This is a genomic window from Catellatospora tritici, assembly GCF_019083965.1.
Classification (GTDB): domain Bacteria; phylum Actinomycetota; class Actinomycetes; order Mycobacteriales; family Micromonosporaceae; genus Catellatospora; species Catellatospora tritici.
Genome location: NZ_JAHRCY010000001.1, coordinates 710547 through 733368, shown reverse-complemented (window position 1 = coordinate 733368; position 22822 = coordinate 710547). Strand labels below are relative to the sequence as shown.

Below are 22822 nucleotides of genomic sequence, written 5' to 3'. Positions count from 1 at the left end.
CGTCGAGCCGTGCCATAAGTTCATGATCGACCGGAAAGCCGGGCTGGGCCGGGTGGGCTGGGCCGGGTGGGCCGGGTCGGGTGGGTGGGCGGGGTCAGGTGGGGCGGCGGAGGATGGCCAGGACGGATTGGCCGAATGGGGGGCGGAGGCGGGATTCGAGGGTGCGGGTGATCGGGGTGACGACGGAGTCGTACACGCGCATCATGGTGCCGCCCTGCGGGGCCATGCCGAGCACGCGGGCGGTCAGGAAGTAGCAGATGAAGCCGAGCGAGTTGACGTACTGCATGCGCTCGACCGACAGGCCCGCGGCGGTCGCGACGTCGGTCAGCGAGCGGCGGGTGTAGCGGCGCCAGTGGCCGGTGGCGACGTCGACGCGGCTCATCGCGACCGGGAACGCGGGCACCACCAGCACCAGCGGCGCGCCGGGACGGACCAGCCGGGCCATGCTGCGCAGCGCCTCGACGTCGTCCTCGATGTGCTCGAGCACGTTGTAGCTGACCAGGGCGCTGTGGTCGCCGCGCTCGTCGGTGGGCAGCAGCATCTGCCGGGTCTCGACCCGGATGTCGTCGGCGTAGCGCGACTTCAGCTCGATGAGGCGGTCGGGATCGGCCTCGGTGGCGGTGAACCGCCGTACGTACGGCAGCCACTCGTGTGCGTAGTCGCCCAGCCCACTGCCGATCTCGATCGGATGCTCACCGAGGTACGGCACGGCGAATCCGGCGAACCAGCGCCGGTGGTTGACCGCCTCGGCCAGGCTCTCCAACACCGCTGCCTGGATCTTCTGGTCGCCGCTGAGCTGCCCCTCGGTGGCGTACGACGTCATGGCCTGCGTCCGTCCGGTCTCGTCCAATGTGAGCATTATTCGCCTATGTCCATTTTGCCTAGGGCTAATCAGGACAGAGTACATAAATGCCGTACATTCGACCGTCGTGAAGACCGAAATTCGGGAGTCGCCGCACGCCCCGCCCCGCCCGACCGCCCCGCCCGACCGCCGAGCCCGGCCTTCCGCACCCCGCCGCGTCCACCGCGCCGGGGTGCTCGCGGCAGCGGCCTACCTGGTCATGGCGGTATTCGTGACATTCGGGCTGTGGCATGACGGGTCACGGGCGGTGCTCGTCGCCAACCCCCAGGACCACGTCTTCTTCCAGTTCGTGCTCCAGCACGCCGTCGGCGTGTTGCGGGGCGGCACCGACCCGTTCCTCACCGTGGACATGAACGCGCCGTACGGCGTGAACCTGATGGCCAACACGGTCATCCTCGGGCTCGGCCTGCCGCTGGCGCCGATCACGTTGCTGTGGGGTCCCCAAATCTCGTTCACCGTGCTGGTGGTGGCGGGTCTGGCCGGTACCGCCGGCGCCTGGTTCTGGTTCTTCCGTCGCCACCTGGTCACCAGCCCGCTGGCGGCGGCGATCGGCGGGGCGCTGTGCGGCTTCGGCCCCGGCATGATCAGCCAGGCCAACGGGCATCCGAACTGGACCGCGCAGTTCCTGGTGCCGTTCCTGGTCCACGCGGCGCTGCGGCTGCGCGAGCCCGACCGCTCACCGCGCAACGGCGCGGTGCTCGGACTCCTCGTGGTGGTGCAGGCCTTCGTCAACGAGGAGGTGCTGCTCTACACGGCGCTGGGCTGCGCGGTCTTCCTCGCGGCGTACGCGGCGTACGACGCCGACGCCCGCCGGGCCGGACTGCGGCCGGTGGCGCGGGGCGCGCTGGTGGCGGCGGCCGTGGGCGGCGTACTGCTGGCGTACCCCCTGTATCGGCAGTTCTTCGGCCCGGAGAGCTTCCGCGGCCTGCCGCCCGGCGCCTCGGCCTTCGGCGCCGACCTGGCCAGCTTCACCGCCTTCCCGCGCCTGTCGCTGGGCGGCAACCCCGACCTGACCAAGGTGCTCGCGCCCAACGACGCCGAGCAGAACACCTTCTTCGGCTGGCCGCTGCTGGCGCTGCTGGCGCTGGCGGTCGTGGCCCGGCTGTGGCACCGGGTGCTGGTACGCGCGCTGCTGGTCACCGCCGCGGTCTTCGCGGTGTTCGCGCTGGGGCGGCAGGTGTTCGCCGGGGGCGAGCGCACCGCCCTGCCCGGACTGTGGCGGGCCCTCGGCGGGCTGCCGCTGCTGGAGTCCGTGGTGCCGGTGCGGTTCGGCCTGGTGCTGCTGCCGGTGCTGGGCGCCCTGCTCGCGCTGACCGTGGAGCTGGTGCAGTCGCTGCCGCGGCGGCTCGGCGGGCTGGCCCCGCGGCGGCTGGGCGCCGCGCTGGTGGTGCTCGCGCTGCTGCCGCTGGTGCCGCTGCCGCTGCTGACCGTACGCGGTCCGGCCGTGCCGAAGTTCATCGCCGAAGGCACCTGGCGGCGGTACGTCCCACCCGGGCGCACCCTGGTCACCGTCCCGGTGACCAGCGCCAAGCACAGCGAGGGCATGCGCTGGTGGGCTCAGTCCGGTCAACCGTTCGCGTTCCCCGGCGGCTACTTCATCGGCCCTGGCCGGGAGCCCGGCACGGCCGCGTTCGGCCCGCCGCAGCGCCCGACCGACCTGCTGTTCGCCAGCATCGCCGAGGGCGGGAAGGTGCCCGGGGTGACCGGCCGCCTGCGCGACGGCCTCCTGGCCGACCTGCGTTTCTGGCGGGCCGGAGCGCTGGTGCTGCCCGACGGCGAGCCCCGCGCCGACGTGCTGCGCCGCCTCGTGACCGACCTCGTCGGCCCTGGCGAGCACACCGGCGGCGTCACCGTCTGGCCCGTCACCCCCCTCACCCAGGGGTAAGGGCAGAGTTAAGAAGGGCCCCTTCTTCTACGTAAAGCGAAAAGAAGGGGCCCTTCCTTACCTCGTGACCTCGTGGAGCGGGGGTGAGCGTCAGGGACTGACGGACCAGATGCCCAGCGCCGCGGCCACCTCGGTACGCAGCGCCCGAACCGTCGCGGCAGCCCGCTCACGGCCAGCGGCGACGTCGCCGTCGACCACCGGCTCGACCACCTCCAGGTACGCCTTCAGCTTGGGCTCGGTGCCCGAGGGTCGCACCACCACGCGGGCCGAGTCGGTACGCAGGATCACCACGTCGGAACGCTGCGGCCCCTCGCGGTCGAGCAGGTCCTCGGTCGACAGCACCGGCTCGTCCAGCAGCGACGCGGGCAGTTTGGCGCGCAGGTGCGTCATCATCTGCTCGATCTCGGCCAGGTCGTCCACCCGTACCGAGAGCTGGTCGGTGGTGTGCAGGCCGTACTCGGCGGCCAGTTCGTCGAGCCGGTCGGGCAGCGTACGCAGCTCCGCCTTCAGCCCGGCGGCCAGCTCGGCCACCAGCAGCGCCGCCGTGATGCCGTCCTTGTCGCGGACCAGGTCCGGGGCGACGCAGTAGCCCAGCGCCTCCTCGTAGCCGTAGCCGAGGTCGGCGGCGGCCCGCGCGATCCACTTGAACCCGGTCAGCGTCTCGTTGTAGCCGAGCCCGTGCTTGGCCGCCATCGCCTTGAGCATCGACGACGACACGATGGTCGTCGCGTACGTGCCGCCGCGCCCCGAGCGCATCAGGTGGTCGGCGAGCAGCACCCCCACCTCGTCGCCGCGCAGCATGCGCCAGCCGTTGCCGTTGCCATTGCCGTTCGGCACCGGGACGGCGACCGCGCACCGGTCGGCGTCGGGGTCGTTGGCGATGGCAATGTCGGCGCTGCGGTCGCGGGCCAGCGCGAACACCAGGTCCATCGCGCCGGGCTCCTCCGGGTTGGGGAACGCCACGGTCGGGAACGCGCCGTCGGGTTCGGCCTGCGCGGCGACCACGGCCGGGGCGTTGAATCCGGCGCGCTCGAACGCGGCGCGCAGCACCGCGCCGCCGACGCCGTGCAGCGGCGTGTACGCCACCACGAGTTCCTTGGGCTCGTCGGAGCTGACCACGCCCGCGGCGGCGGCGACGTACTGCTCGACGATGGACTCGCCGAGCACGTCGCCGTCGTTGCCCAGCGGCACCTGCGACAGCGGGCCGACCGCGCGGATCGCCGCCTCGATCTCGGTGTCGACCGGCGGCACGATCTGCGCCCCGGCGCCCAGCGCGCCGCCCAGCCGCTCGCCGAGATAGACCTTGTACCCGTTGTCCTGCGGCGGGTTGTGCGAGGCGGTGACCATCACCCCGGCGACGGCGGACAGGCGCCGCACGGCGTACGCCAGCACGGGGGTGGGCAGGGGGCGGGGCAGCAGGGCCGCGCGCAGTCCGGCACCGGTGGCGACCCGGGCGGTCTCCTTGGCGAACTCGTGCGAGCCGCGACGTGCGTCGTACCCGATGAGCAGCAGTTCGCCGGGTTCGTGGCGGCTGAGCCAGGCGCACAGCCCGGCCGCGGCCTGGCGCACCACGGCCAGGTTCATGCCGTTGGGGCCCGCCCGCAGCGGTCCGCGCAGCCCGGCGGTGCCGAAGGTGAGCGGGCCGCTGAACCGGTCGGCGAGTTCGGCCTCGGTCGCGGGCAGCGCGTCGAGCAGCTGTTGCAGCTCCTTGCGCGAGTCGGGGTCAGGGTCCTCGGAGATCCAGTTCCGGGCCAGTTCGGCGAGGTTGTCGCTCATGACGAAACCCCGCTTCGCGTGTTTTCGTCATGAGGCACTTTCGCCCAGAGCCCCATGATTCGCTCGCTTTGCTCGCTCATCGGAGTTTCATAACACGCGCAACGCCCGTTTGCCGAGCAAAAGCGTCAGGTCGTGGCGAGAGTGAACGATCCGACCGCGGCGTCGAACACGGTCTTGTCCTGCGCGAACGAACTCTCCCAGGTGGACAGATACACGTGGTAGGCCGTCTTGCCGGACAGTCCGATACGCCACACCGCGTGCCGCGGGTCCTTCTTCGGCGGGGTGCACTGGAACTCCAGCTGCGCCGCGTCGAGCTCGCCCAGCTTCTCGTCGGTCAACGAGACCCGCTGGTAGCTGTCCTTCTGGCACTTGCCGGTGCTGGTCTTGAAGCTGTTCTCGGCACCGGTCAGCTCGGAGCGAGGCGTGCGTCCGTCGTACACGTTGATGCGCAGCCAGCGTTCCTTGTCGTTCGGGTCCTGGTAGTCGATGTAGCTGCCCGCCTTGACGCCCTTCCAGCCCGCCGGGACGAGCACGGTCACGCCCTTGAAGGTGACCCGCTGCATGCCCTCGGGCACCGGGGCGGAGGCGCCCGCGCTCGGGGTGGGGCTGCCATTGCCGGTGGCGACCGGGGGCGTCTCGTCGTCGCCGCCGAGCACGGCCCAGGCGACGGTGGCCAGCAGCACCGCGGCGGCCAGCCCGGCGCCGACGGCCAGGCGCAGCTTCTTCGGCATGTTCTTGACCTGGTCGACCAGCCCGGCCGCCGCCGACGAACCGGTGCCGGACGGCGTGGTCCGGGGCGGCACGGTGCGCATGGCGCCGGTCGGTGCCGCGGCCGGGTGCGCACCGGTCGGTATGTCGAGCGGCGAGGGCTCGGGCGTACCCCGGCGACTGCCGGGGCCGCGGCTGGCCGGGGTCTCGCCGGTGTGCAGCAGGGCCCGGCCGCCGATCGGCTTGGCCGGGGCGGCGGGTTGCTGCTGCTGGACCCAGGCGGTGGTGGCGGGCTGCGGCGCGACCACCGCGTACGGGTCTGTCACGTGCTGCGGGGTCGGGTTCTGCGCCAGCGGCCCGGCCAGCAGGTCACGCAGCTCGGCGCGGGCGCGCGCGACGTCCCAGCGGCGGTCGGGGTTCTTCTCCATCAGGCCGTAGAGCACGTCGCGCAGGGGGCCGCAGCGCTGCGGCGGCACCGGCTCCTCCTCGACCACGGCGTGCATGGTGGCCAGCGGGTCGCCCTTGTCGAACGGCGGGCGGCCCTCGACGGCGGTGTACATGGTCACACCGAGCGAGAACAGGTCGCTGGGCGGGCCGAAGCGGTGGCCGAGCGCGCGCTCGGGGGAGATGAAGTGCGGCGAGCCGAGCACCATGCCGGGGGTGGTCAGCTGCACGTCGGTCGGCAGCTTGGCCACGCCGAAGTCGGTGAGCACGCAGCGGCCGTCGGTGGTGATCAGCACGTTGGCGGGTTTGACGTCGCGGTGCAGCACGCCCGCGGCGTGCGCGACCTCCAGTGCGCCGAGCAGCGCGATGCCGATCTTGGCGACCGCGCGGGGGGCGAGCGGGCCGTCCTCGATCACCATGTCGGCCAGGCCGCGGGCGTCGAGCAGCTCCATCACGATCCAGGGGCGGCCGTTCTCGGTGACCACGTCGAAGACCTGCACCACGCTGGGGTGCGACAGGCTGGCGGCGGCGCGGGCCTCACGCAGGGTGCGCTCGTACATCGAGGCGGCGTCGCTGGCGGCCAGGCCCGGCGGCAGCACGACCTCCTTGACCGCCACCTCGCGCCGCAGCACGGTGTCGGCGGCACGCCACACGGTGCCCATCCCGCCGTGTCCGATCGCGGTGCGCAGCGAGTAGCGCCCGCCGATGACGGTGCCCGGAGCCGCGCGGCCGGGGGTGGGGCTGCCGCTCCAGGTGGATGCATGGGTGGTCACTGCTGAGCCGCCAAGGGAGAGGGGATTCGTCATTTCGGTATGAGCGCACGCGCCCTCCTATCCTGTCCCACTGAGCGCGGAAGGGAAAGCCGAGGGCGCACACTGTGCTCGAAATTCACCAGCGAGTCTCGATGGGATTACGCAGGGTGTACGTGATGTGCGCAATCCCTCACCCCGGCGAGCACCCCGCCCACTTAACATCGCCGGTATGAACGAGCGTTCAAAGCGGCTCACCGAGTCCGGTTTTCCGATCGAGCCCGTCTACGGGCCCGAGGGTGGCGAGCGGCCGGGTGAGTACCCCTTCACCCGGGGCGTCTACCCGACCATGTACACCTCGCGCCCGTGGACCATGCGGCAGTACGCCGGGTTCGGCACGGCGGCCGAGTCCAACGCTCGCTACCACCAGCTGCTGGGCGCGGGCACCATGGGCCTGTCCGTCGCCTTCGACCTGCCCACCCAGATGGGGTACGACTCCGACGAGCCGATCGCGCACGGCGAGGTCGGCAAGGTCGGCGTCGCGATCGACTCGATCGAGGACATGCGGGTGCTGTTCCGCGACATCCCGCTGGACAAGGTCTCCACCTCGATGACGATCAACGCGCCGGGCAGCGTGTTGCTGCTGCTCTACCAGTTGGTCGCCGAGGAGCAGGGGGTGCCGGGCGACAGGCTGAACGGCACCATCCAGAACGACATCCTCAAGGAGTACATCGCCCGGGGGACGTACATCTTCCCGCCCAAGCCGTCGCTGCGGCTGGTGGCCGACACGTTCGCCTACTGCCGCACCGAGATCCCGAAGTGGAACACCATCTCGATCTCCGGCTACCACATGGCCGAGGCCGGTGCCACGCCCGTGCAGGAGATCGCGTTCACGCTGGCCGACGGCATCGAGTACGTCCGCGCCGCGATCGCCGCGGGCCTCAACGTGGACGACTTCGCGCCCCGGCTGTCGTTCTTCTTCGTGGCCCGCACCACGCTGCTGGAGGAGGTGGCGAAGTTCCGCGCCGCCCGCCGCATCTGGGCGAAGGTGATGCGCGAGGAGTTCGGCGCCAAGGACCCCAAGTCGTGGATGCTGCGCTTCCACACCCAGACCGCGGGCGTGCAGCTGACCGCCCAGCAGCCCGAGGTCAACCTGGTCCGGGTCGCGGTGCAGGGCCTGGGCGCGGTGCTGGGCGGCACGCAGTCGCTGCACACCAACAGCTACGACGAGGCCATCGCACTGCCGACCGAGAAGGCGGCCCGCCTCGCGCTGCGTACCCAGCAGGTGCTGGCGTACGAGACGGACCTGACCGCGACCGTGGACCCGTTCGCGGGCTCGTACGTGGTCGAGGCGATGACCGACGAGATCGAGGCGCAGGCCCAGGCGCTGATCAAGCGCGTGTTCGAGCACGGCTCGGCGGTCGACGCGATCGAGGCGGGGTTCCAGAAGCGAGAGATCGAGTCCTCGGCGTACCGCGTCGCGCTGGAGGTCGACTCCGGCGAGCGGGTGGTGGTCGGGGTCAACCGGTTCACCGTCGACGTCGAGGAGCCGTACGAGCCGCTGCGGGTCGACCCGACGATCGAGCAGGCGCAGGCGGCCCGGCTGGCGACGCTGCGCGCCGAGCGCGACTCCGCCGCCGTCGAGGCCGCTCTCGACAAGCTGCGCGCGGCGGCCGTGGGCAACGAGAACGTGCTCTATCCGATGCGTGAGGCGCTGCGTCTGCGGGCCACCGTGGGCGAGGTCTGCCACACCCTGCGCAAGGTCTGGGGCGTGTACCAGCCGCGCGAGACCTTCTGAGCGAACGTCCTTCGGCCGGGCTAATCCCACCGGGTTACCCCGGCCGATTGTGAACGGCAGGTAAGAAGTACATCGTCACCGCACCGGATGTGCGACCAGGTCACGACGAGTGATGTGAGTCTCTTCCGATGCGTTTCCCGGCGCGTCGTCACACGTTGTTAGAGGTGAAGACGCATGCAACTGATGCGCCAGACAGTCTCGGAACGGGCGCTACCTGCCCGAACGTGACTCTGTGCAACGCCGTTGCTACTAGAACAGCAGTTGCGCAGAGTCACCATGCCGGGGCTAAGGTTGACGATGTTTTTTCCATCGACCGAGATCGAGAATCTGCCGTGACGAGTGCGCTGACGCTGCCCAAGGGCGGCTCATTGACGTCGTTCGTGCCTGACGACGACCCCCTGCCCGGCCAGCTGGACCGCTGGCTCGCCGCCCGGGGGGCCGACCTCGTCGCCGTACGACGTCATATTCACGCGCACCCGGAGCTCTCCCACCAGGAGTTCGAGACCGCGTCACTGGTCGCCCGGGAGCTGTCCGCGGCCGGACTGCAGCCGAAGTTCCTGCCCCGGGGCAACGGTGTGATGTGCGACATCGGCGAGGGAGACCGCGTCATCGCGCTGCGTGCCGACCTGGACGCGCTGCCGCTGCAGGACGTCAAGGACGTGCCGTACCGCTCGACCGTGCCCAACGTCACCCACGCGTGCGGCCATGACGTGCACACCACGGTGCTGCTCGGCGTCGGGCTCGCGCTGGCGCAGCTGGAGGCGCAGGGCGGCATCGGCGGCCGGGTCCGGCTGATCTTCCAGCCCGCGGAGGAGTCGATCAGCTCGGGCGCGCCCGACATGATCTCCGCTGGAGCGCTCAAGGACGTCGCCGCGATCTACGCGCTGCACTGCGCGCCGCAGCTGCCGGTGGGGCTGGTCGGGGTCCGTTCCGGGCCGTTCACCGCGGCCTGCGACGTGGTCGAGGTCAAGCTCAGTGGCCGCGGTGGCCACACCGCCCGCCCGCACCTGACCGCCGACCTGGTGTACGCGCTGGGCAAGGTGGTCACCGAGGTGCCCGGACTGCTGGGCCGCCGGGTCGACCCGCGCGCCGGACTGTCGCTGGTCTTCGGCGCGATCCGCGCGGGCGAGGCGTCCAACGCCATCCCGAACGAGGGGTCGGCCAAGGGCACCATCCGGGTCCTCAACCGCGACGCCTGGCGCGAGGCGCCCGATCTGGTCACCCAGCTCATTCACGACGTGGTGGCCGGAACCGGGGCAGACGTGCACGTCAACTACATCCGCGGCGTGCCACCGGTGATCAACGACCGGATGGCCGCGGCCGTGGTCGCGGGCGCCGCCGGCGCGGCCCTGGGCGCCGAGCGTGTCGTCGAGGCCGAGATCAGCATGGGCGGCGAGGACTTCGCGTACTACCTGGAGCACGTGCCCGGCGCGATGATCCGCCTCGGCACCGGCGTGCCCGGCTCGACCGAGGTGCTCGACATCCACCAGTCGCGCTTCGACGTCGATGAGCGCGCCATCGGCTACGGCGTCCGCACGATGGTGCACACCGCGCTCGCCGCTCTGGCGTCGCCCTCCTTCTGAGCGAGGTTTAAGGGTCAGGAAGGGCACCTTCGTCGGCTCGCGCGGCGAGCCGCGCAGCAGCTCGGCTCGCTTTGCGTAGAAGAAGGGGCCCTTCCTGACGGTTTGCGCGAGGCTGGGCTGGGAAGGAGCCCGCCGTGCAACATGTTCCCTGGCCGCTCGCCATAGTCCTCGCCGCGCCACTGCTCGCGCTGGCCGCCGTCGAAGTGATCCACCGGATCGTGGTGCGGCTCGGGCGCCGCTCCGCGGTCATGGCCGAGCTCGCCTCCCACGCGCACCGGGCGTTCCAGGTCTTCGCGGCGCTGCTGGCGCTGCGGATAGCGCTGCAGGCCACCCCGCTGTGGTTCGACTTCGAGATGAAGCCCGAGCTGCTGCACCTGATGGGCATCGGGGTGATCCTGGCCGGGGCGTGGCTGGTCGCGACGGTGCTGCTGGCGCTCGAGGACGCGATCGAGGTGCGCTACCGCATCGACGTGCCCGACAACCGGCAGGCCCGGCGGGTGCGTACGCAGATCCTGCTGCTGCGCCGGGTCACCATCGCCGCCATCGTGGTGATCACGCTGGGCCTGGTGCTGATGACGTTCCCGCAGGTCCGTACGGTCGGAGCCAGCCTGCTCGCCTCCGCGGGCGTGATCGGCATCGTGGCGGCGCTGGCCGCGCAGAGCGTGCTCGGCAACGTCATCGCCGGGTTGCAGTTGGCGTTCAGCGACGCGATCCGGCTCGACGACGTGGTGGTGGTCGAGGGCGAGTGGGCCCGGGTGGAGGAGATCACGCTCAGCCATGTGGTGCTGCAGATCTGGGACGACCGGCGGCTGATCCTGCCGACGTCGTACTTCACCACCAAGCCGTACCAGAACTGGACCCGGACCAAGTCCGAGGTGCTCGGGGCGGTCGAGTTCGACGTCGACTGGACCGCGCCGGTGCCGCTGCTGCGCGACGAGCTGCGCCGCCTGGTCGAGAGCAGCGACCTGTGGGACGGGCGGGTGTGCGTGCTGCAGGTGACCGACGCGGTGGGTGGCCTGGTGCGGCTGCGGGCGCTGGTGAGCGCCGGGGACGCGCCGCGGCTGTGGGACCTGCGCTGCCTGGTCCGCGAACACCTGATCGCCTGGGTACGCGACCACCAGCCCGAAGCCCTGCCTCGCCGCCGGGCCGAGGTGGCCGCCGCCGAACCCGCCTCCTGGCGCTGGCTGCCCGGCACCGCCGCGGCCCGGCCGGAGCAGTCCGCCTCCGCCACCGCGGACGAGCCCGTCGAGGGCGACCGGGTCTTCGGGGGCAGCGACGACGGGCAGGCCCGGGGCACCGCCTTCGCGGGCCCCGAGCACCCCGAGCCGACCCTGCAGGAGACCGTGCTCGACGAGCAGGTCGCCCTGGACATGATCGACGAGGACGAGCCTGTCGCCGACGAGCACCGGATCCGCCGTTCCTGACGAGCGTTGAGAAGGGCCCCTTCTTATACGGAAAACGATAAGAAGGTGCCCTTCCTTACCTCGCTAGGCGGCGGGCGGAGCGGGTGGAGTGGGGCGGCGGCGGCGCCACAGCACGAGCAGGGTGGTCGGGATCGCCAGGGCCACCAGGAACGGCAGCAGGAAGCCCAGCACCGCCAGCACCACCTGGACCGTGGTCACGAACGCGTCCCAGCCGGTCTCCAGGCCGCCCAGGAACCCGGGCGCCTTCTTCTTCGGCGGTTCGGGCGCGGGCGCGTGCGGGCCGATCAGCACCACGTTGATGGTCGACAGGCTGACCAGATTGTCGAGGTTGCGCTTCTTGGCCTCCAGCGAGGCGAGTTCGGCCTGGCGGCTGCTGAGCTCCTTCTCCAGCAGCACCACCTCCGACAGCGTCTTGGCCTGGGTGAACATCCGGCGCACCGAGTCGACGCTGGCCTTCTGCGCGGCGATGCGCGTGTCCAGGTCGACGACCGCCTCGGTCACGTCCTCGGTGTTGGTGTTGCGGCCGACCTCGGTGCCGAGCTTGGCCACCTGCTCCAGCACGGAGGAGAACTCCTTGGCGGGCACCCGGATGGTGAGCCACGCCTGCGCCTCCCCGGAGTCGGCGGTGCGCTTGTCGGCGCCGAGGAAGCCCCCGGAGGTGCCGACCAGGGCCTTGAGCCGTTCGGCGGCCTCGCTGACTTTGTCGACCCGCACCGTGATGTCGCCCCGATAGATGATCGAGCGGGCCTCGACCGGGCCGCCGGTGGCGGTCACGCCCTCGGGCGGCGCGGCGTAGCCGTCGGTGGCCTTGCCACCCGCGTCGAGGGCGCCTCGCGCGTCACCGGGCGCGTACGGCGCCGCCTCGCCGTTACTGGCCGGTTTCTCGCTGCCGGTGTCGGACGAAGAGCATCCGGCGAGCGCGAGCAGGCCGACCAGCGTCAATACTGGGAACGTCTTCTTCATGCCTGAGCGGACGTGTCTCATGACCCCTCAGGTTCCGGCAGACTGGTCACGGTAGGACTACGGTCGGGGATCGGAAGGGTGGACATCCATGCGCGTCACCAAGTACTCCCACTCGTGCCTGCGCATCGAGCACGACGACGCGGTCGTGGTGATCGATCCCGGCGTGTGGAGTGAGTCCGAGAAGGCGCTGGACGGGGTCGACGCCGTGCTGATCACGCACGAGCACGCCGACCATGTCGACGCCGACCAGCTCGCCGAGGCGCTGGCCAAGCGGCCGTCGGCGCAGATCTACGCCCACCCCGACGTGGTGGACAAGTTCGCGGCGCAGTGGGAGGGCGCCGCGGTGCCGGTGACCTCCGGGCACGCCTTCACCGCCGCGACCGTGCTGGTGAAGGCGTACGGCGGCTGGCACGCCGTGATCCATCCCGACATCCCGCGCGTGCCCAACCTGGGCTTCCTGGTCAACGAGACGCTCTACCACCCCGGGGACTCGTTCGACGTGCCCGCCGACGCGAACGTGCGGACGCTGTTCGTGCCGGTCTCCGGGCCGTGGCTCAAGCTCAGCGAGTCGATCGACTTCGTCCGGGCGGTCCAGCCGCAGCAGGCCTACGCGCTGCACGACTGCCTCTACAACGAGCAGGGGTTGGCGCTGACCGACGCCCACCTGACCGCGCGCTCCGGCGCCGACTACGCGCGCCTGGCCGCCGGGACGACGGTGGAGGTCTAGGGCCGCGCCTCCGGCTGGGGCTGCCACTCCATCACGTTGGCGAACAGGTCGGCCTGCTCGATCGCGTCGTCGAGGGCGTTGTGCGTGTGCGGGCGGCGCGAGAGCAGGTGCCTGGGCATCTGGCCCTTGACGGCCTTGCCGACCGGCACGTCGGCCTTGATCGCGTACGCGGTCTTGACGTCCAGGCAGCCGGAGTGGCCGAACACGCTGCCGCCGGTGAAGCGGATCAGGTACCAGTAGACGAACATCCAGTCGAAGCTCGCCGGATACGCCACGAAGATCGGTTTGGCGCCCGCGGCCGTCTCCTTGACCCACTCGCTCAGCTCCCGCATCGCCGTGGCCGGGTCCGCTCCGTCGCGCACCAGCGCGTCGCGGTCCAGCCCCGACACCGCCATCGCCTCCGGCACGAAGTCGTCGCTGATCGGCCGCAGCTCCCGGTAGAACGTGGCCGCGGTCGGATCGGCCCGGGTGAAGGTGTGTGCCCTGGTCCCGGCCACGGCCAGCCCCACGCTCACCATCGAGTACGGCCCCGGGATGGGTCCGTCGGCCTCCACATCGGCCGAGAAGTACATGTCCTGACGCATGGTGCGCCCCCTTCTGGGATCGAGAATCGCCTCAGGTTACGTCCGGCGGGCGATTCGGCCGACGAGTTATCCACAGGCGACAGGTTGTCCACAGGCCCTGTCGCCCGGGGGTGTGCGCGGGTGCCGGGCGGTGGTATGGCACGGCACAATCCACATGTGACATCGACCGCCACCACCACGCAGACCGCCGCGATGATCGCCCCAGCGGTGAACCGCCTGGGCGGTGCCTTCCTGGAGTGCCCGCGTACGCTGCGCCGCGCCCGCGAACTCGGCCTCACGGGCTGGGCCTGCTACGTGGCGGGACGGGGCGGCGCACTGGGCGACGTACGCCCCGACACGGTCGCCGCGGCGCTGGGCCTGATCGCCCCGGAGGCGGTCCGGGACGCGTGGGACGCGGCCCGGCGCGCCCTGTCGCCGCGTGAGGTCGCCGCGCACATGCTGGCCGAGTGCTGCCGGTGGGGGTCGGAGCACCTGGACGACGCCCCCAAGGTCGACCGGCTGGTCGAGTTGGCCGAGAAGACGGTGCTCGCCGCGGACGCGTCCGGCCTGCCGTTGTTCGCCGCCTGGCGGGCGATGCCGGTGCCCGACGACGGCCCCGGCGCCCGCGCCGCCGTGGCGCTGCACCTGCTGCGCGAGCACCGGGCCGGGGCGCTGCTGCTGGGGGTGCGGGCGGCCGGGCTGAGCCCGGTGCAGGCACTGGTCGCCGGGCCGGAGGGGGAGGCGGCGGCGGTGGCGTTCGGCTGGCAGCCGCCGTACCCGCCGGTGGGCCCGCTGCTGCGCCGCCGCGCCTGGGCCGACGCCGTCGCCGACCGTATCGCGGGCCAGGCCCTCGCCGCCCTGCCCACCCCCGACCGCACCGACCTGGTCACCCTCCTCCGCACCACCCGCACCACCGTCTTCCCCCGCTAACCCCACCCACCCACCCACCCACCCACCCCCACTCGGTTGATCATGAACTTATGGGCGGGTTCGACGGCGTGTCGCCACCCTGGCAGCGTGATCGACATCGGGGTGCGACCGGGTCTGTCCGGGAAAGTCGACCGCGCACGGGAGTGACGGAGAAAACGGCTGGTGGGTTGGTGGGGTAGGCGGACAGGATGGCGGCGTGAGCGACGATCGACTGCCGGACGGCTGGATGTTGCGGCCCACCACTGCCGAGGACGCGCGTGACCTGCTGGCCCTGGTGCACGCCAGCGACATGACCGCCATCGGTTTCGCCGACTTCACCCTGGAGGACGTCGCCGACGGCCTGACCGGGCCGTACAGCGAGGTCGTGGTCGCGCCGAACGGTGCCGTCGCGGGCTGGGCGTACCTCGATCCGGGCAGCGGCGGCGGGCGCGAGTTCGCCGAGGTGTACGTACACCCCGAAGGCGGCCTGCCCGCCCAGCGCCCGCTGCTGGCCCGCGCCGTCGCGGCTGCCCGGCAACGGGGCGCGACCACGATCCGCGCGGCGTCGATCCCGTCCGAGCGGGAGTGGATCGACTCGATCACCGCGGCCGGGTTCGGCTTCGTCAAGCAGTACGCCCGGATGGGTGTCGACCTGCCCGCCCCGGTCGGCGACCCGGTCCCCGGGGTGGCCGTACGCACGGCGACCGAGGGCGACCTGCCGCAGTTCTACGAGGTGTTCGACGCGGCGTTCCGCGACACCCCCGACTACCAGCCGGGCGGCTACCAGCGCTGGCGTGAGCGGTTCGTCGACGGGCACCCGGTGCGCCTGGACGAGTGGTTCGTGGCCGAGGTGGACGGCCGGATCGCGGGCGTGCTGCAGTCCGCCGAGTCGGGCGAGGGCGGCGACGAGGGCTGGGTGAAGCACCTGGCGGTGCTGCGGGAGCACCGCAAGCGGGGCGTCGGCCGGACGCTGCTGGCCGCCGCGTTCGCCCGGTACCTGGCCAACGGTCGCCGCCGGGCGGGTCTGGGCGTGGACCTGGCCAACCCGACCGAGGCGATCAGGCTCTACACCGGCGTGGGCATGCGGCCGGTGTACCAGGCCAACGTCTACGAGCGGGAGCTCTAGGGGCGGACCGTGCGGGTCGGACGGGAGCGCAGCGCGGCGACGTAGTCGTCCGGGGCGCCCGCCTTCTCCGCCGCGTTGGCGATCTCCGACAGGTACCAGGCGGTCGGCAGGCCGCCCTCGTACCCGCGGAAGACGTAGACCCAGGCCAGCAGCTCGCCGTCCAGGGTCGCCACGCGCACGTGCAGCTTGGCGTACGTGCCCGCGTTGGCGCCCTCGACCTCGTCGAGCGCGGCCTCGTCCCATGGGTGCACGTCGTACAGCGCGACGAAGACCCGGTCGCCGGGTGATTCGACGATCGTGGTGACCGCGCCCTCCCAGCCGACGGTGTCCTCACCGGCAAAGGTCAGCCGCCAGTCCTCCAGCCAGCCGATGCCGACCATGGGAGAGTGCGGACAGTAGGCCCGCATGCGGGCTGGGTCCAGGTTCGAGCCGTACGCTGCGTAATGACGCACGGCGATGACGATAGCCGCCCGGAGCGCTTGCTGAGAATACGCCCGTGCGTGTCGAGCCCTCGGTATCTTTTCGGCCACGCGCAGTGAGCGCTTTTCGTCGCTGGTGCGCCCGCGCACGGGAGGGCGCATCCACACCGTGACGGTTTGCGGGGTAGGGAAGAATGGCACCGTGAGCCGGATTGTGATCATCGGTGGCGGACCCGCCGGATACGAGGCGGCGCTGGTCGCCGCACAGCTCGACGCGGACGTCACCGTGGTGGAGGCCGACGGCGCCGGTGGCGCCTGCGTGCTGCACGACTGCGTCCCGTCGAAGACCTTCATCGCCAGCTCGGACGTGGTCACCGGATACCGGGACACCGAGGAGTTCGGCATCCACTCCGACGGCCTGGAGGCGATCACCGTCGACGCCCCGGTCGTGTACAGCCGGGTCAAGCGACTGGCCCTGGCCCAGTCCGGCGACATCCAGGCCAAGCTGATCAAAGCCGGGGTCACCCTGGTCCGCGGCACGGCCCGGCTCGGCGAGGACACCCTCGGCCACACCCACCGGGTGCGCGTGCGCCCCGAGGACAGCGACGCCGAATACTCCGTCGACGCCTCGACCGTGCTCATCGCCACCGGCGCCACTCCGCGTCGGCTGCCCAGCGCCGTCCCCGACGGCGAGCGCATCCTCACCTGGCGCCAGGTCTACGACCTGCCCAAGCTGCCCGAACACCTGATCGTGATCGGCTCCGGCGTCACCGGTGCCGAGTTCGCCTCGGCGTACCTGGCCATGGGCGTGCCGGTCACCCTGGTCTCCTCGCGCGACCGGGTCATGCCGCACGAGGACGCCGACGCCGCGATGGCGATCGAGCGCGTCTTCCGCACCCGGGGCATGACCATCCTGAACAACTCCCGCGCCGACGCGGTCAAGCGGGTCGGCGACACCGTCGAGGTCACCCTGTCCGACGGGCGCATGGTCACCGGTTCGCACGCGCTGATGGCGGTCGGTTCCATCCCCAACACCGCCGACCTCGGCCTCACCGAGTACGGCGTGAACGTCGCCCCCGGCGGCTACGTCGCCGTCGACCGGGTGTCGCGGACCAACGTGCCCGGCATCTACGCCGCCGGCGACTGCACCGGGGTGCTGCCGCTGGCCAGTGTCGCGGCGATGCAGGGCCGGATCGCGATGTGGCACGCACTGGGCGAGGCGGTGGCGCCGCTGCGGCTGCGTACCGTCGCGGCGAACGTGTTCACCGACCCGGAGCTGGCCACGGTCGGCGTCTCGCAGGCCGACGTGGACAGCGGCAAGACCCCGGCCCGGCAGGTCATGCTGCCGCTGGCGGGCAACGCGCGCGCCAAGATGGCCGGGCTCGACGACGGGTTCATCAAGCTGTTCTGCCGCCCGGCCAGCGGAATCGTGGTCGGCGGGGTCGTGGTGTCGCCGCGTGCCAGCGAGCTGATCATGCCGCTGACCATGGCGGTGGAGAACCACATGACGGTGGACCAGCTGGCTCACACGATCACGATCTACCCGTCGCTGTCCGGCAGCATCGCCGAGGCCGCCCGCCAACTCATGCTCCACGACGTCGAGTAACCCGCCCCGTACCCCACCCGGGCCGTGCCCGGGATGTGATCGGGTGCAGTTTCGGGGAAACTGTCGAAAAGGCGCCCAAGATTCGTGCACTTTCCCGGAAACTGCACGGATCTTGGGGCGCCGCGTCGCGTCGCGTCGCGCGGCGAGTGTCCACATAGAGGGATGTGATTCGGGACTCCGTCTCACTGCTCACATCGTTTACGCGCCCGCAACGCGATCCACGTAGCGTCAGGACATGGCGGACCTTTTCGAGGACTACCCGCTCGGTCCCGGTTGGGACGAGATGTTCGGCATGCCGGGCATGCCCCGGTCCACCTACGAGGCGTTGCACGCCACCCTGCGCCCGCTGGCCGGAGGCGAACTGAGGCTGCGCGCCGAAGTGCTGGCCCGCGCCTTCCTCGACCAGGGCATCACGTTCGCGCTGAAGGGTGTCGAGCGGCCGTTCCCGCTGGACATCGTGCCCCGCATCATCGCCGCCGAGCAGTGGCGGCAGGTCGAGGCCGGGGTGGCGCAACGGGTCCGGGTGCTGGAGGCCTTCCTCGCCGACGTGTACGGCGAGGGCCAGGTCCTCGCCGACGGCATCGTGCCGAGACGCATCATCGTCACCAGTGCCCACTATCACCGCGAGGCGGCCGGAATCGTCCCGCCCAACGGGGTGCGGGTGCACGTGGCCGGAGTCGACCTGATCCGCGACGAGGCGGGCGAGTTCCGGGTGCTGGAGGACAACGTGCGCACCCCGTCCGGGGTCAGCTACGTGATGGAGAACCGGCGCGCCATGGCGCACGTGCTGCCGGAGGTGTTCGCCGCGACGCGGGTGCGGCCGGTCGAGTCGTACCCGGGGATGCTGTTGCAGGCGTTGCGGGCGGCGGCACCGGCCGGAGTGGACGAACCGACCGTGGTGGTGTTGACCCCGGGCGTGCACAACTCCGCGTACTTCGAGCACGCGTTGCTGGCCCGGGAGATGGGCGTGGAGCTGGTCGAGGGCCGCGACCTGGTGTGCGCGGGCAACGAGGTGTCCATGCGCACCACCGCCGGGGAGCAGCGCGTCGACGTCATCTACCGGCGTATCGACGACGAGTTCCTGGATCCGGTGCACTTCCGCGCCGACTCGATGCTCGGCGTCGCGGGCCTGCTCAACGCCGCCCGCGCCGGGAAGGTGACCATCGCCAACGCGGTCGGCAACGGCGTCGCCGACGACAAGCTGCTCTACACGTACGTGCCGGACCTGATCCGGTACTACTTCAACGAGGAGCCACTGCTGCCCAATGTGGAGACTTACCGCCTCGACGACCCCGACGTGCGTACGTACGTGCTGAGCCGGCTCGACGAGCTGGTGCTCAAGCCCGTCGACGGGTCGGGCGGGGCGGGCATCGTGATCGGGTCGCAGGCGACCGAGGAGCAGCTCGACCACGTACGGCAGCGGATCATGCTCGATCCGCGTGGCTGGATCGGCCAGCGCGAGGTGAAGCTGTCCATGGTGCCGACCCTGATCGAGGACCAGCTGCGACCGCGCCACGTCGACCTGCGCCCGTTCGCGGTCAACGACGGGCGGCAGGTGCGGGTGCTGCCCGGCGGCCTGACCCGGGTGGCGCTGCCGGAGGGCGCGCTGGTGGTCAACTCCAGCCAGGGCGGCGGTTCCAAGGACACCTGGGTGCTGCCGGAGGCGGGTTCGACCGAGGAGATGTGGACCGAGCCGGAGGCGGTCGTGTCCGTGCCGTCGGCGCGCCGCCCCGACCCCGGGCCGGGCCAGTCGGGCCACCAGCAGCAGCAACAGCAGCAGCAGGCACGAGTCGCGAGGAGGACGGCGGCATGCTGAGCCGGATCGCCGAGTCGCTGTACTGGATCGGCCGCTACGTCGAGCGGGCCGAGGACACCGCGCGCATCCTCGACGTGAACCTGCACCGGATGCTCCAGGACCCGTGGACCGACGAGGAGCAGGCCTGCCGGTCGCTGCTGTCGATCATGGGCCTGCCCGCCTCCGAGGACGGGGCCAGCCTGCCCGGCGTGGTCGAACGCCTCGGGCTGGACCTCAACAGCACCAGCTCGGTGCTGGGCGCCCTGGCCGCCGCGCGGGAGAACGCCCGGGGCGCCCGCGAGACCGTCAGCGCCGAGATGTGGGAGTGCCTGAACACCACCTGGCTCGGTATGGCCGGAGCCCGCCGCCGCATCGAGGAGGGCGGCGTGCACGCGTTCTTCCAGTGGGTGCGCGAGCGCTGCTCGGTGCTCGCGGGCCTGGCCGACGCCACCATGAGCCGGGACGAGGGCTGGCTGTTCCTGGTGCTCGGCCGCAGCATCGAGCGGGTCGACATGACCGCGCGGCTGCTGTCCACGCACAGCCGCGCGGGCGGCAGCATCCCGAGCTGGCTGACGCTGCTGCGCTCGTGCGGGGCCTGGGAGACGTACCTGCGCACGTACCGCGGTTCGCTCAGCGACCAGCACGCGGCCGAGTTCCTGCTGGTCGACCGGCTGTTCCCGCGCTCGGTGCTGGCCGCCCTGGTGACGGCCGAGTCCTGCCTGGGCGAACTGGAACCGGCCGGGGGCACCGCCCGCTCGGGCCGGGTCGGCGTCGGCACCGACGCCCAGCGCATCCTCGGCCGGGCGCGCACCGACCTGGCCTACCGCTCCTCCGACGAGCTGCTCGGCGACCTGGGCACCGTGCTGGCCCGCCTGGAACGCACCTGCTCGCAGGTGAACGACGCCGTCTCGGCCCGCTACTTCCGGCAGACCGCGGCTGTGCACTGGCAGGCCGGAGCCGTCGAGTGAGTCCCCTCGCGAACGAGAACAGGACCCGTATGACCATGGCCTCGCCCGGCTGGCGGCTGCAGATCCGGCACCGCACCGGTTTCCAGTACGGCGGCCTGGTCGCCTCGTCCTACAACGAGGCCCGGATGACGCCGAGCAGTGAGCCGCGCCAGACGGTGCTCGACAGCCGGGTAACCGTGTGGCCGACCGCCCGCACCTACCGCTACCAGGACTACTGGGACACCACGGTGACCTCGTTCGACGTGCAGGTGCCGCACGAGGTGCTGGAGGTCGTCGCCGACGCCACCGTGGAGACCTCCGGCCCGGCCGCGATCCGCGTCGACGGGCCGCGCTGGCCCGACCTGACCGAGCCGAAGGTGGTGGACCGGTGGCAGGAGCTGCTGCTGCCGACCCCGCGTACGGCGTTGGACGAGGAGCTGACCGAGCTCGCGGCCGGGCTGCGGGCCGAGCACGCGAGCCCCGACGAGGCGGCGCAGGCGGTGTGCGAACTGGTCGGGCGCGAGGTGGCGTACGTGCCGGGTTCGACCGGGGTGCAGACCGACGCGGTGCACGTCTGGCGGCAGAAGCAGGGGGTCTGCCAGGACATCTCGCACCTGTCGATCTCGCTGCTGCGGGCCATGGGCGTGCCCGCCCGGTACGTCTCCGGCTACCTGCACCCGACCCCGAACGCCCCGCTCGGCCAGCCCGTGGTCGGCCAGAGCCACGCCTGGGTGGAGTGGTGGACGGGGGAGTGGCACGCCTTCGACCCCACCAACCGGGTGCCGGTGGGCGAGCGCCACGTGGTGGTCGGCCGGGGCCGCGACTACGGCGACGTCCCACCCCTGAAGGGCGTCTACGCGGGCCCCTCCAACACCGGCCAGACCGTCGAGGTCATGCTCACCCGCGTCCGCTGATGCGCTAACCGGCTCGTGCTGGACCAGCTGCGTACGGAAGGAGTGGTGTTCGCCGACGGCGTCGGACGCGGCGCGGTATGGCGTCGCACCTGATCGGCGCGGGTATATCGGCGTCGAGCGCAGCGCCGTGGGGCGGATGGGCGAAGATGACCATATGCGGTTCCTGTCTGGGGCTCAGCCCGTGTACGACCTGACGTACAACGATGTGTTCATGGCGCCGAGCCGGTCCGACGTTGGCTCGCGCCTGGACGTCGACCTGTCGACCAGCGACGGAACGGGGTGCACCATCCCGCTGGTGGTGGCGAACATGACCGCTATCGCGGGCCGCCGGATGGCCGAGACCGTGGCGCGCCGAGGCGGCCTGACCGTGATCCCGCAGGACATTCCGGCCGGTGTGGTCACCGAGGTGATCGGCTGGGTCAAACAGCGCCACCTGGTGCACGACACCGCGATCACGCTCGGGCCGTACGAGACCGTCGGCGACGCGATCCATCTGCTGCCCAAGCGGGCGCACGGCGCCCTGGTCATCGTCGACGCCGAGCGGCGGCCGCTGGGCCTGGTGACGGAGTCGGACCTGCAGGGCGTGGACCGGTTCTCGCAGCTGCGCGACGTGATGTCGACCGAGTTGCTGACGGTGCCGTCGACGGCCACTCCGCGCGAGGCGTTCGACCTGCTCATCAAGGGTCGGCGCAAGGTCGCGCCGGTCGTCGACCACGAGGGGCGGCTGGCCGGGATCCTGACCCGGCAGGGCGCGCTGCGGGCGACGCTGTACCGCCCGTCGCTGGACGAGAAGGGGCGGCTGCGGGTCGCGGCGGCGATCGGCATCAACGGCGACTATGTGGGCCGGGCGTCCGAGCTGCTGGAGGCCGGGGTGGACGTGCTGGTGGTGGACACCGCGCACGGGCACCAGGAGCGAATGCTCAACGCGCTGCGCGCGGTGCGCGCGCTGGACCCGCAGGTCCCGGTCGTGGCGGGCAACGTCGTCACGGCCGAGGGGGTACGGGACCTCGTCGACGCGGGCGCCGACATCATCAAGGTCGGGGTGGGCCCCGGCGCGATGTGCACCACCCGGATGATGACCGGCGTGGGGCGCCCCCAGTTCTCGGCGGTGCTGGAGTGCGCGGGCGCGGCCCGTGAGCTGGGACGGCACGTCTGGGCAGACGGCGGGGTGCGCCATCCGCGCGACGTGGCGTTGGCGCTGGCCGCCGGGGCGGCGAACGTGATGATCGGATCGTGGCTGGCGGGCACCTACGAGTCGCCCGGCGACCTGTACGCCGACCCGGACGGGCGCCGCTACAAGGAGAACTTCGGGATGGCCTCGGCACGGGCGGTCAGCGCGCGTACGGCCGACGACTCGGCGTTCGACCGGGCCCGCAAGGCGGTGTTCGAGGAGGGCATCTCGACGGCGAAGATGTACCTCGACCCGGCCCGGCCGGGAGTCGAGGACGTCATCGACGAGATCGTGGCCGGGGTGCGCAGCGCGTGCACCTACGCGGGCGCGAACACCCTGGACGAGCTGCATGAACGGGCCCTGGTCGGGGTGCAGTCGGCGGCGGGCTACACCGAGGGCATGCCCCTGCCGACGTCCTGGTAACCGGCCTGGCCTCCGGCCCTTTCGCGTAGA

The 22822-nt window shown here is 71.6% G+C and carries 18 protein-coding genes; 12 read left to right on the top strand and 6 right to left on the bottom strand.

Annotated elements, in window-relative coordinates; genetic code table 11:
* Positions 1 to 94: 94 nt before the first annotated feature.
* Complete coding sequence (locus KUA19_RS03220) at positions 95 to 823, bottom strand: class I SAM-dependent methyltransferase (protein WP_217394698.1); 729 nt, start codon at positions 821 to 823, stop codon at positions 95 to 97.
* A gap of 106 nt (positions 824 to 929) precedes the next feature.
* Between KUA19_RS03220 and KUA19_RS03215 the strand changes: the two genes are divergently transcribed.
* Positions 930 to 2747 carry a DUF6311 domain-containing protein gene (locus tag KUA19_RS03215; RefSeq protein WP_217394511.1) on the top strand — a complete coding sequence of 606 codons (1818 nt, stop codon included), beginning with the start codon at positions 930 to 932 and terminating at the stop codon, positions 2745 to 2747.
* 90 nt (positions 2748 to 2837) lie between these two features.
* On the opposite strand, the gene KUA19_RS03210 is transcribed toward KUA19_RS03215, so the two are convergent.
* A complete protein-coding gene (locus KUA19_RS03210) occupies positions 2838 to 4523 on the bottom strand; it encodes a phospho-sugar mutase (protein ID WP_217394510.1) in 1686 nt (561 codons plus the stop codon).
* A gap of 125 nt (positions 4524 to 4648) precedes the next feature.
* On the bottom strand, positions 4649 to 6481 hold the full coding sequence (locus KUA19_RS03205; protein ID WP_217394509.1) for a serine/threonine-protein kinase: 1833 nt from the start codon (positions 6479 to 6481) through the stop codon (positions 4649 to 4651).
* Positions 6482 to 6656: 175 nt separating this feature from the next.
* Here KUA19_RS03205 and KUA19_RS03200 point away from each other — a divergent pair, with 175 nt between their 5' ends.
* From KUA19_RS03200 to KUA19_RS03190, 3 genes are all read left to right on the top strand, one after another.
* Positions 6657 to 8222: an acyl-CoA mutase large subunit family protein gene (locus tag KUA19_RS03200; protein ID WP_217394508.1), complete on the top strand. Its 1566-nt coding sequence runs from the start codon at positions 6657 to 6659 to the stop codon at positions 8220 to 8222.
* A 332-nt stretch (positions 8223 to 8554) separates the two neighbouring features.
* On the top strand, positions 8555 to 9805 hold the full coding sequence (locus tag KUA19_RS03195; protein WP_308167300.1) for an amidohydrolase: 1251 nt from the start codon (positions 8555 to 8557) through the stop codon (positions 9803 to 9805).
* A 134-nt stretch (positions 9806 to 9939) separates the two neighbouring features.
* Positions 9940 to 11229 (top strand): mechanosensitive ion channel family protein, encoded by a 1290-nt coding sequence (locus KUA19_RS03190; protein ID WP_308167299.1) that lies wholly within the window; start codon positions 9940 to 9942, stop codon positions 11227 to 11229.
* Positions 11230 to 11292: 63 nt separating this feature from the next.
* Here the strand turns inward: KUA19_RS03190 and KUA19_RS03185 are convergent, their stop codons facing one another.
* Positions 11293 to 12213 (bottom strand): DUF4349 domain-containing protein, encoded by a 921-nt coding sequence (locus KUA19_RS03185; protein WP_217394506.1) that lies wholly within the window; start codon positions 12211 to 12213, stop codon positions 11293 to 11295.
* A 67-nt stretch (positions 12214 to 12280) separates the two neighbouring features.
* On the opposite strand from KUA19_RS03185, the gene KUA19_RS03180 reads away from it, so the two are divergent.
* On the top strand, positions 12281 to 12919 hold the full coding sequence (locus KUA19_RS03180; protein WP_217394505.1) for an MBL fold metallo-hydrolase: 639 nt from the start codon (positions 12281 to 12283) through the stop codon (positions 12917 to 12919).
* Here the strand turns inward: KUA19_RS03180 and KUA19_RS03175 are convergent.
* Positions 12916 to 13503 carry a 3'-5' exonuclease gene (locus KUA19_RS03175; RefSeq protein ID WP_217394504.1) on the bottom strand — a complete coding sequence of 196 codons (588 nt, stop codon included), beginning with the start codon at positions 13501 to 13503 and terminating at the stop codon, positions 12916 to 12918. The genes KUA19_RS03180 and KUA19_RS03175 overlap by 4 nt on opposite strands.
* A 192-nt stretch (positions 13504 to 13695) precedes the next feature.
* Here KUA19_RS03175 and KUA19_RS03170 point away from each other — a divergent pair, with 192 nt between their 5' ends.
* The gene (locus KUA19_RS03170; RefSeq protein WP_217394696.1) at positions 13696 to 14412 is read left to right on the top strand and encodes an SCO6745 family protein; all 717 of its coding nucleotides are present in this window, start codon (positions 13696 to 13698) and stop codon (positions 14410 to 14412) included.
* Between the two features lie 196 nt (positions 14413 to 14608).
* Positions 14609 to 15517: a GNAT family N-acetyltransferase gene (locus KUA19_RS03165; protein ID WP_308167298.1), complete on the top strand. Its 909-nt coding sequence runs from the start codon at positions 14609 to 14611 to the stop codon at positions 15515 to 15517.
* Here KUA19_RS03165 and KUA19_RS03160 read toward each other — a convergent pair.
* Positions 15514 to 15969: a gamma-glutamylcyclotransferase gene (locus KUA19_RS03160; RefSeq protein ID WP_217394503.1), complete on the bottom strand. Its 456-nt coding sequence runs from the start codon at positions 15967 to 15969 to the stop codon at positions 15514 to 15516. The two genes, KUA19_RS03165 and KUA19_RS03160, sit on opposite strands and share 4 nt — an antisense overlap.
* A 169-nt stretch (positions 15970 to 16138) precedes the next feature.
* Here KUA19_RS03160 and KUA19_RS03155 point away from each other — a divergent pair, with 169 nt between their 5' ends.
* The 5 genes from KUA19_RS03155 (at position 16139) to KUA19_RS03135 (ending at position 22792) form a co-directional block, all read left to right on the top strand.
* Complete coding sequence (locus KUA19_RS03155; RefSeq protein WP_217394502.1) at positions 16139 to 17542, top strand: NAD(P)H-quinone dehydrogenase; 1404 nt, start codon at positions 16139 to 16141, stop codon at positions 17540 to 17542.
* A gap of 235 nt (positions 17543 to 17777) precedes the next feature.
* Positions 17778 to 19358 carry a circularly permuted type 2 ATP-grasp protein gene (locus KUA19_RS03150; protein WP_217394501.1) on the top strand — a complete coding sequence of 527 codons (1581 nt, stop codon included), beginning with the start codon at positions 17778 to 17780 and terminating at the stop codon, positions 19356 to 19358.
* A complete protein-coding gene (locus tag KUA19_RS03145; protein WP_217394500.1) occupies positions 19352 to 20305 on the top strand; it encodes an alpha-E domain-containing protein in 954 nt (317 codons plus the stop codon). The genes KUA19_RS03150 and KUA19_RS03145 overlap by 7 nt, the downstream gene beginning before the upstream one ends.
* 29 nt (positions 20306 to 20334) lie before the next feature.
* A complete protein-coding gene (locus KUA19_RS03140) occupies positions 20335 to 21198 on the top strand; it encodes a transglutaminase family protein (protein ID WP_254548424.1) in 864 nt (287 codons plus the stop codon).
* Positions 21199 to 21352: 154 nt separating this feature from the next.
* A complete protein-coding gene (locus KUA19_RS03135; RefSeq protein WP_217394499.1) occupies positions 21353 to 22792 on the top strand; it encodes a GuaB1 family IMP dehydrogenase-related protein in 1440 nt (479 codons plus the stop codon).
* The last annotated feature ends 30 nt before the right edge of the window (positions 22793 to 22822 follow it).

Excerpts from the sequence above, each read along its gene's own strand:
- KUA19_RS03220 (WP_217394698.1), bottom strand. The coding sequence starts at position 823 with ATGACGTCGTACGCCACCGAGGGGCAGCTCAGCGGCGACCAGAAGATC.
- KUA19_RS03210 (WP_217394510.1), bottom strand. The coding sequence starts at position 4,523 with ATGAGCGACAACCTCGCCGAACTGGCCCGGAACTGGATCTCCGAGGAC.
- KUA19_RS03205 (WP_217394509.1), bottom strand. The coding sequence starts at position 6,481 with ATGACGAATCCCCTCTCCCTTGGCGGCTCAGCAGTGACCACCCATGCA.
- KUA19_RS03200 (WP_217394508.1), top strand. The coding sequence starts at position 6,657 with ATGAACGAGCGTTCAAAGCGGCTCACCGAGTCCGGTTTTCCGATCGAG.
- KUA19_RS03185 (WP_217394506.1), bottom strand. The coding sequence starts at position 12,213 with ATGAGACACGTCCGCTCAGGCATGAAGAAGACGTTCCCAGTATTGACG.
- KUA19_RS03180 (WP_217394505.1), top strand. The coding sequence starts at position 12,281 with ATGCGCGTCACCAAGTACTCCCACTCGTGCCTGCGCATCGAGCACGAC.
- KUA19_RS03175 (WP_217394504.1), bottom strand. The coding sequence starts at position 13,503 with ATGCGTCAGGACATGTACTTCTCGGCCGATGTGGAGGCCGACGGACCC.
- KUA19_RS03170 (WP_217394696.1), top strand. The coding sequence starts at position 13,696 with ATGATCGCCCCAGCGGTGAACCGCCTGGGCGGTGCCTTCCTGGAGTGC.
- KUA19_RS03150 (WP_217394501.1), top strand. The coding sequence starts at position 17,778 with ATGGCGGACCTTTTCGAGGACTACCCGCTCGGTCCCGGTTGGGACGAG.
- KUA19_RS03145 (WP_217394500.1), top strand. The coding sequence starts at position 19,352 with ATGCTGAGCCGGATCGCCGAGTCGCTGTACTGGATCGGCCGCTACGTC.
- KUA19_RS03140 (WP_254548424.1), top strand. The coding sequence starts at position 20,335 with ATGACCATGGCCTCGCCCGGCTGGCGGCTGCAGATCCGGCACCGCACC.
- KUA19_RS03135 (WP_217394499.1), top strand. The coding sequence starts at position 21,353 with ATGCGGTTCCTGTCTGGGGCTCAGCCCGTGTACGACCTGACGTACAAC.